Source organism: Xanthocytophaga flava, from assembly GCF_030068545.1.
GTDB classification, from domain to species: domain Bacteria; phylum Bacteroidota; class Bacteroidia; order Cytophagales; family 172606-1; genus Xanthocytophaga; species Xanthocytophaga flava.
Map to the genome: position 1 here is coordinate 23556 of NZ_JASJOR010000050.1, position 14456 is coordinate 38011.

General features: G+C 39.7%; 10 protein-coding genes. 6 read left to right on the plus strand and 4 right to left on the minus strand.

Translation table 11 applies throughout. The features are described from left to right. Nucleotides 1-38: 38 nt before the first annotated feature. A complete protein-coding gene (locus tag QNI15_RS36875) occupies nucleotides 39-1343 on the minus strand; it encodes a hypothetical protein (protein WP_314037017.1) in 1305 nt (434 codons plus the stop codon). Nucleotides 1344-1803: 460 nt separating this feature from the next. Here QNI15_RS36875 and QNI15_RS36880 point away from each other — a divergent pair, with 460 nt between their 5' ends. The 4 genes from QNI15_RS36880 (at nucleotide 1804) to QNI15_RS36895 (ending at nucleotide 6728) form a co-directional block, all read left to right on the plus strand. Next, nucleotides 1804-3678, plus strand: a complete 1875-nt coding sequence (locus QNI15_RS36880; protein ID WP_314037019.1) for a carboxypeptidase-like regulatory domain-containing protein — start codon at nucleotides 1804-1806, stop codon at nucleotides 3676-3678. 171 nt (nucleotides 3679-3849) lie between these two features. Continuing rightward, nucleotides 3850-4074, plus strand: a complete 225-nt coding sequence (locus QNI15_RS36885; RefSeq protein ID WP_314037021.1) for a hypothetical protein — start codon at nucleotides 3850-3852, stop codon at nucleotides 4072-4074. Beyond that, nucleotides 4071-4307: an IS66 family transposase gene (locus QNI15_RS36890; protein ID WP_390902240.1), complete on the plus strand. Its 237-nt coding sequence runs from the start codon at nucleotides 4071-4073 to the stop codon at nucleotides 4305-4307. Before QNI15_RS36885 ends, QNI15_RS36890 begins: the two co-directional genes overlap by 4 nt. 513 nt (nucleotides 4308-4820) lie before the next feature. Further along, the gene (locus QNI15_RS36895; protein WP_313998743.1) at nucleotides 4821-6728 is read left to right on the plus strand and encodes a serine hydrolase domain-containing protein; all 1908 of its coding nucleotides are present in this window, start codon (nucleotides 4821-4823) and stop codon (nucleotides 6726-6728) included. Nucleotides 6729-6840: 112 nt separating this feature from the next. Here QNI15_RS36895 and QNI15_RS36900 read toward each other — a convergent pair whose 3' ends face one another. Beyond that, a complete protein-coding gene (locus QNI15_RS36900; protein ID WP_314037025.1) occupies nucleotides 6841-7518 on the minus strand; it encodes a hypothetical protein in 678 nt (225 codons plus the stop codon). A 259-nt stretch (nucleotides 7519-7777) separates the two neighbouring features. Here QNI15_RS36900 and QNI15_RS36905 point away from each other — a divergent pair, with 259 nt between their 5' ends. Both QNI15_RS36905 and QNI15_RS36910 read left to right on the plus strand, forming a co-directional pair. Continuing rightward, a complete protein-coding gene (locus QNI15_RS36905; protein WP_314037027.1) occupies nucleotides 7778-9055 on the plus strand; it encodes a hypothetical protein in 1278 nt (425 codons plus the stop codon). 271 nt (nucleotides 9056-9326) lie between these two features. Then, a complete protein-coding gene (locus tag QNI15_RS36910) occupies nucleotides 9327-12767 on the plus strand; it encodes a patatin-like phospholipase family protein (protein WP_314037029.1) in 3441 nt (1146 codons plus the stop codon). A gap of 164 nt (nucleotides 12768-12931) precedes the next feature. Here QNI15_RS36910 and QNI15_RS36915 read toward each other — a convergent pair whose 3' ends face one another. Then, nucleotides 12932-13567, minus strand: coding sequence for a hypothetical protein (locus QNI15_RS36915; protein ID WP_314037031.1), 636 nt, complete (start codon nucleotides 13565-13567; stop codon nucleotides 12932-12934). Nucleotides 13568-13681: 114 nt separating this feature from the next. Continuing rightward, nucleotides 13682-14200, minus strand: coding sequence for a hypothetical protein (locus tag QNI15_RS36920; RefSeq protein ID WP_314037033.1), 519 nt, complete (start codon nucleotides 14198-14200; stop codon nucleotides 13682-13684). Nucleotides 14201-14456: the final 256 nt, after the last annotated feature.

Sequence of the window (14456 nt, forward strand, 5' to 3'; positions counted from 1 at the left end):
ACAGCCATTATTTGTCAAAGCTGTTTGTTGTATGTCATTCATTTCGTTTTGAATTTTACTTCATAAGGTCGTAGCGGATATCCTTCGGTAGACTTAAAGCTCTTGTCTGTGATTATAAACTCGTACTCATGATCAGGCTTCATATCCAGGATGAGTGTAAAACAAGTGCCATCTTCTGAAAAACCTCCTACCCCTGCCATGGGTGCGTACTCTCTGCCTCTTTCACTGAGGTTGATTGAATATCCTTGTTTACTCATCGGGATAGAAAAAACAATTTTTAGTTCTTTGATTTTGGCATCTACCAATGTGTCGCCGTTGGAAAAGGGTTCCAGCCTTACAACAAAAGGCTGCTTAGCTTTAAAACGCTGTACCAGTTCTTGTTTATTGATGGGTTCGGTATAGTATTTTGATTTGGCAAGGAAACTTTCAACGGCAGCCGTATCAGCATAATTCAGTTCAATAATACTCTTGATAGCCTGCTTTTTGTCATTGGAATGAGTATAGTAAGACTTACAGATATCATACCCCATAAAATAGCCCAGATCAGCCATCACCTTTGCATTGGAGCCGTTGTACAGCCAATTGCCAGAAGCTGAAGTAAACATATCCAGCTTAAACTGCTCTTTCAATTCATTGCGATGTTCTCTCCCATACACGATATAGTTATTCTGTAAGGGCTTGCCCATAACCAGTTCCGTGATAAAGTCGCAGGCTCCTTCTTTGAGGGACTGCCCTAAGAGATTTTCGGGTTCTCCTTTTTGCTGGGTGTGAACATATTCATGGATGTTCAATGAAACGATGTTGTTTGTTTTCTGGTTTTTAAATACCCCCTCTAACCATTTACTGGAAAACTCTGACACATCAGTGGAAGGATCTCCGGTAGCGATTTCTGCTCCAATCAAGACCATATCATCGGTAGTGGTCCCACCGGAACGAAGTCCACCAATGGTAAAATACATTTTGGCTTCTTTCAACTCGGGATACAGCTTTTTTAGTTTTTGAATGCTTGATTCAATTTCCTTCGCCTTTGACTTGGCAGCCAGTGTATTAGGTCGGATGGAATTCCAGAACCTGGGTAATTGACGGATAAGGCTTACCCATCGTTCGGCTGAATAATCCCTGACTTTCATGAAAGCTTTTAGTCCTTCTGTGCCTTTGTCGATGTAGAGGGTTTGAATGTAGTGGAGTTGTTGAAGACTATCTGTTGTTGTCCTGCAACTGTCATAGGCGCTCCAGAAGTTGTCAATGTCGGAAGTAAAAACCTTTTGATTTTTGTTTTGTCCTACAGCTATATACGATAGAGTCAGGAAAACAAAAACCATTACAAATAATCTCTGCATCATTTAGTTTAGTATGGTTTTGCCATAGTATACAATGAATCAACTTCCACTGTATAACATTGGCTTGTGGTAAGGTACTGTGTTATGCTAAGGTTATCAGCGTGTACGGGGTTGTAAGCAAGTGTTCATCTTTCTCACCTGTTTGAATAAATTCATACAAAGGAACAGGCATAGGATAACTTATTTTTAGTTCTGTTGCTTACAACACAGGAATGAACGCAAGTAACTGAATAGTTGCATTTATTCCTACACTATGTACCACACTTTCTTTGTAACCTACCTTTGGTAACTTATCCTCACAGGAGCACCTGCAATGTGAAGAGGTAACTTTGTATAAAACAATCAAACTATGACTTATAACTTTTTACCTTGATTCGTGTGGAAAAATAACAGTGGCAGCATCCATTAAGCGAACAGTAAAGTAAACTGTATTTCCCAACAAATTACGTATACCGCCCCTGTTATGAAAACACTAGTACTGACAAACGTATTCTTACTTCTTCCTGTCCTGTTGTTTGCCCAATCGCTGAAAATAAAAGGGGTTGTGCTTAGTGCCTCAGATCATACCCGGCTATCAGGTGTAACTATTTTAGAAAAAGGTACTACAAATGGGACTTATACAGATGCCCACGGCCATTTTTCTCTTTTGACAAAGAAGGCGAATACACGTTTGATTATTTCCCATATTGGGTATGTCACCGAAGAAATTCAGGTTGTCAAAGAAGATTCTTTGATAATACGTCTCAAGGAAGATACAAAAGTGCTTTCAGAGGTCGTAGTAGTAGGATATTCAACGACACATAAAAAAGAGGTAACAGGAGCTGTAGCTGTCCTATCAGGTAGAGTAGCTGGTTTAGACATTGGAGTTAGTACAAAGAGTACAGATGCAAGTGGTTTTTCAAGTCCCCGTGTTTCTGATAAAGTCCTCTCAGCGAAACCTCAGTTGAGCGGTGGCGTGCTGACAGCGGGTGAATTAAATGATTTTAGCAAATGGAAGCTTTGGTCAGACATCACCAAAAACGAGTTGAGTGAATGGAAACAGCAATGGCAGATTAATCCTGTAGAACGTTACACAGCCCAACTGATCACAGAAGAAGGATTTCCAGTGGTAGGCGCCACCGTATTCTTAAAAGATAAGCAGGGTGCTCTGATCTGGGAAGCAAAAAGTGATAACACCGGAAAATGTGAATTGTGGAATAATTTGTTTTCCACTTCGAAAATAACAAAAGTTCATTTGCTGGAGACTATCGTTGACGGACAACCATACCAGATACAACAGCCCCGCCTTTTTCAGGAAGGAATCAATAGTATGCGTATCAGGCAGGCATGCACAGTACCGTCAATCGTTGATATTGCTTTTGTTGTAGATGCGACAGGGTCAATGGGAGATGAAATCAGGTATCTTCAAGCTGAGCTTCAGGATGTAATGACCAGAGTAAAAGATAGTCTGGTATCCAGTAAGGTTCGTTTGGGAAGTGTCTTTTACAGAGATCACACAGATCAATACCTGACCAGAAAAACAAACCTGAGTACTGATTTTAACACTACGACTCGTTTTATACAGGATCAAAGGGCTGATGGAGGGGGCGACTTTCCGGAAGCGGTGGATGAAGCCTTGAAAGTTGCTATTGAAGATCTTTCCTGGACAGAAGAGGCAACAGCCAGGCTGTTGTTCTTAATTCTGGATGCACCTCCCCACGGCGACTCTGCATCCATTGCCAGGATTCAGCAATTGACAAAAAAAGCGGCCGCTAAAGGAATTCGGATCATTCCTGTTACAGCCAGTGGCATTGACAAGAGTACAGAATATCTGTTTCGATCTATAGCGCTGGCCAGCAATGGAACGTATGTGTTTCTGACAGATGATAGTGGAGTAGGAAATGCCCACATAAAGCCTACTACAGATCACTATGAAGTGGAGTTACTTAATACGTTGCTGGTTAAACTTATTACAAAATACACACAAGTAGCTGACTGTAAGGCGCAGAGTGCCAGCCTGAGCAGAACTACCCTGAATAGTAAAACAGATACGCTTTCAGGAGCTTATCAATCCACTTCGGATTCATTAACAGTCTCAGCCGGGCATACTCCCCCTACAAATACTTTCAAATGGAAATGTTTTCCCAATCCTACGTCTGATGTGCTTCATGTCGAATTGGAAGGAGATCTCAAAGAGTTGTTTGTAACCGACATGACAGGAAAAATTCTCATCAGATCTGTTCCCGTTGATCAGAAGGTCGCTCTCAGCATGAGAAATTTTCCATCAGGGGTTTATTTTCTGAAGTTCTTCACAGGAACTAAATGGGAAGTAAGTCGATTCGTGGTCACGCAAATCTAACTAGATTTGATTAACTGTTCGTATACATTTTCTTCACCTGACACTTTGCGAGCTGTTGAAATACACATATACACATACAAAGGGGATTTATGAGTGTAAATCAATAAAGGTAGTATTTACATAAGTGATCCCGAATTTGGGATGAGAGTTTGTTTTGAGCAATTTCTTTAGTTGAGTTTGTTTATTGTCCCTGTCACCACTCTTCTTGTAAGTGTTCGAGCCAGACCGTTTATACTGGGAACAGATAGAGTGTTAGCTATTCTGGATGAAACCCAACTTATCTTTACACGCTCGGATGCTCCTGTTGTAGGCCTTGTCTTGTTTGACTATCAAACCGGGAGAGGACAACAAGGACTGGCTCAACTCTTGCAAACTTCCAGGGCGTACTTCAGATAGATGGGTATGAAGTATACAATAGTGTGTTTAAGAAAAACACAAACGTTACCCTTGCTGCTTGTATGGCACATGTGCGAAGAAGGTTTGATGAATCGGTCAGTAATGATGCAGTCAGAGTTCAATACGTCGTAAAAGAAATAGCCAAACTCTATAAGATCGAAAAGCATATCCGGCAGAATCCGCTATTGACAGAGTTGGATATCTGCCAACTAAGCAAGCCAGTACGATTCTAGATGATGTATTGGCCAAACTTACAAGTTCAGACTATAAAGGCAAGTTTTCTGACCTACTTGCTAATCGATGGAAAAAGCAAGATTAAGTCTTTTCACAGTACTCAGACGGACGGTCAATGCTGTCAACTTAAGGGCGTTTATTTCTTTTTTTCATATTTCTTTTTTGTCCTTCTGAAAGAATCTTGTGACAAATAGAGCCATGTTTACTTCTGAAAAGATTTTCTCCAAATCCAGAGGCCGCCGGTCTTGCCACGAGTTTCTTCCAGGAGGACAGGTGAGGTAGTTTGAGTGGTTTTCTTACCTTGACTGCATTGGGCGGACGGTTATATTATTTTTGCCCAGGTTAGTATGCTCATAAAAAGGGGAACAGGATACGATGACCAAAATTTACTCTTGAAAGCAGACAAGAAAAACAGCCATTGGGCGGAAAAGGAAACCACTCATCCCATTATGTTTTCAGGCTGGCTTCTTTTACCTAACTAGTGCAACAATCAAAGCAACTAAGCTTGTAGCATGTATCCAATCTATACACATTTCAAAAGTAAGCAATCTACCTTCCTGGCTCCTTTCCACAATATTCGGCAAAGAAATAGGCTTTCTATTGTCCTTTATCTGATTTTTTCATTTTCTACTCTAACGGCCCAAACCGTATTTGCGCAATTAAAACAAGCCATTCAAAAGTCTCTTGCCGAACAAGAACTGACAGGTGTCGTCTGGTCGATTGTAGATTCGGATGGAAGGATACGAACAGATTGCGTCGGCCTGAAAAATACTTCGACAAAAGAACCCTTACAACCAACCGATAAAGTGCATGTGGGTTCCATCGCCAAAACAGTACTGGCTGCAGGAATTCTGCATTTAGCTACCGAAGGGAAAATCCGCCTGGATGATCCTGTAACTACCTATTTACCCGATATTAATTTTATCAATCCCTGGAAGGAGAGCAATCCTGTAACGGTCAGACATCTGCTTGATCACACATCCGGCTTAAGTGATATTCGTTTATGGCATCTTTTCAGCACAAGTGCAGACCCTCACATGCCATTGTCTGCCTTGTACCAAAATAATCCTGATGTTCTTCGCATACAAACCAAACCAGGCCTAGAGTTTTCCTACTCCAATATGGGTTATACCTTGTTAGGAATGGTAATTGAATCGATAACCCACTTGCCCTATGAAAAATATTTAGATAGAAACTTATTAAGACCTCTGGGCATGCTTCATAGCACGTTTGAATTTGTCTCGCAAGAGGGAAAATCAGCTGATTCTTCTCTGGCTATGGGACACCTTGACAAAGGGGAACCTTATGCGGCTGTACCTGTTTACATAAGACCTGCAGGACAGTTTACGACTACAGCTTATGACATGGGATTGTTTTTACGCTTTATGATGAGTGATGGAAGGATCAATGGAAAGGAGTTTATCAGCAGAAAATTAGTATCTCAAATAGGTAAACCATCTACTACCTATGCTGCTAAAAATGGCCTGCCCAATGGCTATGCATTAGGAGCTTTTTACAGAGATAAACATGGTGTGATAGGACTGGCCCATGCTGGCAATATAGTAGGATATCATGCCATGCTCTATATGTTTCCTGCAGAGCAAAAAGCTTTTTTTGTTTCCCATAATATAGATAAGGAAAATGCAGATTATGAAATCTTCAACCGATTGCTGATCAAAGAATTAAATATTCCAACGTTGGAACTGGACCTGCCCGAAACAGCAGCAAAGAAAACAACAGCAAAGAAGTTTGAAGATTGGAATGGCTATTATATTCCTACTAAAACCAAGGTAGAGCCCTTTAGATTGCTGGATTACCTTTCCGGGTATACAAAAATTAGTGTTCAAACCAATGGAGCAACATTAATTCCTTTTCAAAACAAACCGATCACGCTTTTCTATCAGGGAGAGCAAAGATTTAGAGCAGCGGATAAAATCAGGCCTTCCCATGTATTCTACACAGATGAAGAACATAACCGATTCATCACCAGCGGTGTAGTGACTCTCAAAAAGACAGATGGGTGGAGGATTCTTCTGGTTAACATCAGTTTTATAGCAGGTATGCTAGCCATGGTGTATCTGTTTATTTCAGGGATATGCCAACTGATCAGATCAAAAAGAAAGGTGTGGCAACAGGCTATCATCTGGCATTTTTTATCACAAGTATGGATTTTAATATCCCTGGGTATCCTGATTACTCAACCATTTATTTCTTTAGGAGATCCTACCACCGGAAGTATAGGATTAGCGATTGGAACGGTCTTATTACCACTACTAACGCTGGTTTCAATACTAAAATATCGAAAGGCAGATTTGTCTAAACCGCTTTTTAAGTTTGATCTGTTTTCTTTAGTAGTTGTATTTCAATTACTTATTGTCTTAGCATTGAATGGACTCATTCCGTTAATGCTGTGGAAATAAAATCTTCTGACGTCCATGAATAAGGGCATGTATCTAAAATAGTGATCCATCAAACAGAGAAACCGTATTAGATTTTTCTGAGATTTATTATCCAAGGCCTAAGAAACAGATTCTATGAAAAAGTATCACCTCCATCTCTTTCCAGAATAAAAGTTCTCAACTTGGTTAGTACATAGGTTATACTATCATCGTTTCGTGAGAAATACCACGACGCCTGTTCTATCCCATTCAATCCAGTAGGCAAATGTAATTCTGTTAATATACTATCATAAAACTCAGGTGTATTTTCCTGGAAGAAACGATGTTCCGGATCTTCCTTACTATAATCATAACAAGCCATACCATAGCCTACTTCAAAAGAAGTCAACTGCATAATATGATCTAACTTAGGTTGTATCTCATCCAATAATGCCAGAAAAGAAACCTTTCCGTCCGGATTACCTAATGCAAATGGCTGTCCCATCTCATTTATAGGGCTGGCATACGTAAACTGTGTCTGCTCTACAAACTTGTCAAAGGTAGATTGAAACAGCAATAGCGAATCTTTGTCTGACTGAGAGTAGTACCTGAGTAAGATACCCCAGTTTCGGTTATGGGGATGAGTGATATTCCATTGCTTACAGAGAAAGTCGCCATAGTCGCTTACAATGGATTGCACACCTAACCCTTTGGCAATAGGTCCATCACCAAAGCAATAGCCTAGAAATATCCAGTACAGCTCTTCCGAAGAAGTAACGCTAAACATTCCAGGGCGGGTTAAGATTTGATCGGTTCGTGTTTTTAGGATCATGGGGTGATGATAGAGATGGTATAAATCTACTTCTTATCGTGACACAAATTTTCATATTCTTTCCATAGAATCATAGTAAGCAGCTATATCCTCCTCTATGTATCCTCTCTAAAAATGTAAGCTTTTGCCTTTTACTCTACTAAAATACCTCAAATGTGGTATTGACATAAACTTGGCGAATAGCAAACTTGTACGGTCTGCTGTGCATCTCAAAAATCCACTTCTTCAACCATCCGTTTATTCTTTGCTCCTTATCAAAATGAGGTACCTCACCGTTATTTTCCTTATCGTTTTTCTTAGCAATCAGAAAGCGATTTGCCAGGTCACGTTGTTACCAGGCACAGTTACCATACATCCTGTTTATTCAAAACAAAGGGTTACACAGATTGATACAATCCCGATCAAAGTAAGGCTTGACACTGTATTTAATGCAAGCTGGAACACACTTACTTTTGACATAAGAAGATTCAACCTTCCCAATAATCCTGTGCTCATTAATCCGGTGATAACAATTACCCAGGATCGCTGGAATAGGGCACTGAACAATGGTCGTATTCTGGACACATTATTGTTCCTTACCACCTCTAACATACTAGATACGTTACAGGGAGATGAAATCGGACATTTACAGATTACCGGTAAGGATGATTATATGGTGATTCGTCTATCAGACAGAGATCTGTATAATCCCAATAAGCCCTTCTGGATAGAAGTGGGTTCAAATTTTGATTTTATTGATGGACTCGAGCCTAACAACTTCTTTGCCGGGGTATTTCTTCACAAACGAGATATTCGCCCTTTTCAATTCAGAAAGAAAAACCATACGAAAAGTCATTCTAGTAATTTAGGGATTTTTGCAGGAGTTTTTGAATCGAAAGCCATTGCTACAGTTGATAAAATTGACCTGGGTGTTGTTCAGTATTATGATAAGAATTCACTCGTTCTAAAACAAGGAGATAGTGTAGGTGTATTTAGTGATTCTGCAACCATAAACAATATACAGGTTGTCAAAAATATTGGATTATTTTTCTCTCCCCAGATCAGATTAACCAATGGATCTGCCAATATAGATGGCTTGCATGTATCGGCTTCCTTATGGCTGGAGCTACAATGGCAACGGATTTCGTATGAGGTTCAATACAGCAATCAGATACGGGTAGATACCTTATATAGACCTGTGGCACAATTATACCAATACAGTCCTAAGCCAAAGAAAGAAATAGACATTCGCTCTCACTATTTTGGAATTGGATTACCTGTATTCTTTAAAGAGAATGATGCCAATGTATTCTTTAATCCGGTCATAGGCATAAGCAATCAGCCTAGTGGAGCTATACTGAAAAATCTTCGGGAGATCAATGACTTCGAAAGGAAATGGAACCTGTTTTATGTGTTTCAGTTCAGATTGAATGAAGAAAAATATGGAATCGCCTTTACTGGCGAAGTAAGAGGCTTGTTGCAGAAAAACAGTCCTCCCTTTGTTTCTCTGGCGTTATCCAAGAAATTTGATCTAAAGCGGTTTATTGAATTTAAATAAGGTTTGCACTCTACAAGAACAAAACAAGCTGGCCTCTATCCTTTAGGGCATTAAGCAGGTTAACAGTTGATCAGAGAGTGATAAATCCTATACATAAATCTATTGCCTATCCATTAGTGATTGTGCATTCATTGACAGACATCTTTTTACCAGAGTAGCAGGAGGCTATTTACCTCCTGCTTTCTATAGAGCATCTGACTACAAAACAGTCGATCAAAATCCCGCTACCCTTTTCAACATCAAAACCTGCGACTTACAACCATAACTCACAATGAATGCTATTGTTGACTTAACAGCCCGGGCTGTTTCATTCATCACCGCTATACAGACATCGCTTCTCAGAGGGGCGATTACGTTGAAGGGTAATAAAATACTAAAAAACGACAAAAACAGTATCCTGACTATTCATCCAAACGACTTTGAATCAATATTCAAAGCCGTTATCGATTCAGAAAAACCAGAAGATTTGGAAGAAGCTGAAAGCCTAAGAGAAGATAGCTTCACTATACGGGCAGCGGAGTTGGTATGGGTCAGCAAACAAAAAGAAAACGAGTTAAGAGCTAAAGAATATGCCATTACCTTGTGTGTGGCTCTTCACAAGTGGCTCTGGTATAATAAAGATAAGGGAATAAGTGAATTACTAGACTATCATAGTGCATTTCCTACACCATACAACTGGCGTAATACCATAACTCAAATCTTGTACACCTATCCCAAAAAACGGGTGTCGCTGGCTAAGGCGCTTCAATACTTACCCATACAAATAGTATTGGCAATGGGAGGTGGGAACTATGAGGCATGGGAACAAAGAATATTCCAAATGTGGAGAGTACGCAAAACGTATACAGATATGCTATTAGACACTGAAGAATTTACCTTATTGACTAACTTTAAAGATCAGGCAGAAAGAGCAAATGAAGATCCGGTAATATTTTTAAAGTATAATGACAAACTTACTGCCCACCTGTTGAAAAAACAAGTTCCGTTGTCATTTGAAGAAGTGTTCACAGAAGAGTTAGCCGAAATAGAGAAAAACCGTGACTGGCGCAAAAACGAATTACAAGTAACAGATTCCATAACAAATACAAAGGCAGATAAAAAAGTAAAGAAAAGTCCGTCTGAGAAGGATCCTTTTCAAAAAGGCAGAGATATGGACTTATACGCGTTGGCATTTTCAGGGGGTGGTATCCGTTCAGCGACCTTTAACCTGGGTGTTTTGCAGGGATTAGCTAACAACAACCTACTCCATAAGTTCGACTATTTGTCCACTGTATCAGGTGGGGGTTATATTGGAAGTTGGCTGGCAGCATGGATAAAAAGAGATGGCTCTCCGATTAAGGTTGCTAAACGGCTTTCTACTGAAAAATCACCCGATCCATTGGGGGAAGAATTAAGGCCAATCCGATGGCTGAGGATGTTCAGCAATTACCTGGCACCCAGATCCAGCATCATGTCGGCAGACTCCTGGTCTATGGGAATCATTTGGTTGCGCAACACTCTGCTGAACCAGATAATCATCTTCCTGTTATTACTCTCGCTTCTTTTTTTGGGTAATTTCTTATTTAAATTATGGGATGTCGATATTATTTGGAAGGATATATCTTGCCTGAAAGTACTAATCTGGAGTGCTGTTATATTGATACCCATTTCATTGCTTTCGGGCTTAGGTATGCATGCTTATCACCAGGAATCCATAGGTTTGTTTGGAATAAGGATTCAACGAAAGCATACCACTACAGTAAGCATGATAATTATAATAATTGGTGTGTTAGTAGCTTACCTACTAAGTGCATGGTTATGTTCACGTTATCATATAGATGATGCAACTTGTCTTGTCTTTACTAAAATCAATACTTTGATTCCTGGAATGGTTGTTACCTTTTTCGCATTATGCCTTGTTGCCATTTTGGGCAAGTATCATCAGCATATAAAAAGTTTTGGACATTGTACTTTCATAGCCTGTATTGCTTTGATTCTCACGGCCCTCTGCGCTGCCATCATTGGCCTGTTGTGCCTGGTTGCTGTATGGACTATTTTAGAATATATAGAGGAGATACATGTGAGGCATCTTATAGAATACATAAAAGAAATTCAATTTATTATTGGAGTCCCTTTAGTAATAGAAGCTTTTAGTATTACGGTTGTTGCCCGAATGGCGTTATTAGGCAAATATTTTCCGGATGAGCGACGGGAATGGTGGGGCCGGATGGGTGCCTACATTCACCGACTTTCCTTCCTATGGATTTTGATTGCCACTTCCGCACTGTTAGGACAAGTTCTATTTAAGGAATTGTTGCAGACTACTCTAACTGCTTTGGGTGGGTGGGTAGCAGTAATTGGATTTACAGTAAGAGCGGCTTTTAGCTCTAAAAGTCCAGACAAGGAAAACAAAACCAGTCCATTGTCCCAATTCCTGAATATACTCAGCTTAACAGGCCCTTATCTTTTTGCCATTGGTCTTCTTGTATTTATGCCAGGTGTAATCGCACCTATTTGTAATTTTATGTTTGAGGTTATACAATTTATCACAAACAAAGGTTGGTCTATACACGTTTATTATAAATATCTTGAATTCCTGTATCTGGCAGTACTATCTCTTTTGACTGCTTATCTACTTGCAAGACAGGTAGGTGTAAATGAATTTTCCATGCATCATTTTTACCGCAATCGTCTGGTAAGAGCCTATCTTGGGGCTACCCGTAGAGGTACAGACCGACAACGTACATCCAATCCATTCACAGGGTTTGACAGCCTGGATGATGAGAAATTGTATACCATGACAGATAAGTACGATTATCATGGCCCCTACCTGATACTAAATAGTGCTATTAACGCTTCACAAGTAACCGACCTTGACAGGCAAGACCGGATGGCAGAGTCTTTTATCTTTTCACCACTCTATTGTGGTTTTGACTTTAGTATGATACGGTCATCCGCTGATAGAAAGACAAAATCCTATGATTATGCTTTTCGGAAAACGAAGGATTATGCGTATAAAAATGGTGGACCTACCTTAGGCACTGCCATGGCTACTTCAGGGGCAGCAGTTAATCCCAACCAGGGATACCATTCTTCAGCTGCTACCGCTTTTCTAATGACAGTATTTAATGTTCAGTTGGGACGATGGATCGGAAATCCAAGGAAAAAAACATGGCAATGTGGAGATCCCAAATTTGGTCTGGGTTATATTGTATATAACCTTATCAATAAAACAAATACACGCAATGACTTCATTTCTTTATCTGACGGGGGTCACTTTGATAACATGGGTTTATATGAAATGGTCAGAAGAAAATGCACCTTCATTGTTGTTTGCGATGCAGAACAGGACGATGATTTTACGTGTGAAGGATTTGCCAACGCGATTCGGCGTTGCCGGATAGATTTTGGAGCTGAAATCGATATTGATATTTCCAAAATCACCGAAAGAAGTGAGGGAAGATTTTCTGCTGCCAGTTATGCGCTTGGTAAGATTACATATGCCAATACAGAAACTACAGGTCAATTGTTATACATTAAATCTTCCATAAAATATACAGACTGGCCTGTGGATGTACGCGAATATGCCCTGAAAAACAAAACCTTTCCACACCAGTCCACAGGAGATCAGTTTTTTGATGAAGAGCAATTTGAAAGCTATCGAAAATTGGGCTTTCATCTGGCAAATATTGCTGTTAATGACCCGAAAGTAAGAGAAACGTTTAAATTTTAATCAACTGAAATTGTATCACATAAAAAGAAGTCATTCACACCTTCGATATACGTTCTTCGAGGTGTGAATGATCACTGGTTTATTCTTTATTTTTCATCTTACCTGATAGTCCCAAATCTGGAGAGTAAATGAGTGACATTACTAAATAATTGATATAGTACGATTTACGTTCCCATTACCAGCTTTTCCAATAGCCTTTCGACTTCGTCCCGCGCAATCTCTACCATATACAGGTTCTCTCCAAAACCTGCTTTTACTCTTTTCACTACCTCTTCCTTTGTTTTATATCGCCGATCTATACTTATGACCTTGTCATTTTTTACCTCATATATATAATATCCAAAAAGATCAGAAAACTCAATGAGAAACAGAGTATCAGGAATTACACTAGTGTACTCATCAGAGTTAAGCTTAAATAACTGCCTGGTTTCTGCTTGACGGGCTTCATAAAAGGCTCTATTCTCAGGTTGTATACTTACTTTGGTAATAGCAATTGGAATCAGGCGTTTAAAATCCTCCAATACCTGATAAAACACTTCCAGTGCCCGTGCTTCATTGCCTTCATATTCCTGTAAGATAATGTGGCTCCATCCAGCAGTAGCCTCATACCAGTTGAACCGATGGGCTGCCCATTCATGAAACATATGAAATGGTGGCATTTCTGGATTATCTATACCCAGACTATGGAAGGCATAGTCGTATCCTCCAATAAACTGGGCTAACGCACTAATGCTACCTTTTCCCAGATACATACCGGGACGAGGTTTTATTTTATCTAATAATTGGTAAATGTCTTCCATGAATGTATAAATGCTTTACTAAGTAGTACTATCCACTTTCCCAACAGAGTTAGGGTAACCAACGGATAAAGTTGTCATTATCCCTCCTCTTCCACTTCTGGTTGTAGAATGATCTCACAATTGGGTAGCCACTTTTATACGTTCAAAACACAATGGCAAAGACCTGATTAGTGCTCTTTCCGTTTCTGGTACTTTCATATAATTGAGTGTACGTTCAGAAATAGTTTTCCTATACAATTCAAACGCATCTGTTTCCATGTCCAGCAATCTGGAAAATAAACCTTCTTTTAACAGATAGTTTATGTCCCAGCCAATAGGTTTAAATATGGATTGACTAGCAGATATGTCTATCGGTGTATACAGGACAAAGAAACCAAATAAGGTTTGTTCGCCCAGGTGCTTACCATATCGGGAAATACCCTCTAGTAGTTCCTTCCAGTTTTCCAGTGAAAAGTCATGCAACATACCTACAATTTGTATAAGTAGCTCATGCCCTACTGATCCTCCATATCGCCCTAGCGTATAGGCTATAAAGTCTATCCTCTCGGAGGGTGACCAACTTGGTAAAATCTCAGTTATATGAATTGGAGGATTGGCATACATACTTTTGATTAAGTGGTCATATTCTTTCATTAGTCTTTGGTTTCACTGGGTTGATTTAAAGGAGAGTTAGCCGGATCATCCAGATCAAAGGCTAAGAACTCAGACAGCCATTCGAAAAGTATGTCTGTAGCTTTTTGTTCATCTTTCTTTGCTATATATGAAGCTGTTTAAACAAATAGGAAAATCCCCAAAGTAGGGTGAATTTTGAGGTGCGAACTTAAAAAACACAAAACAATGGGGATTCTCAGCAAAGATATGATCGAAAAATGGATTTTACCACAGTTGC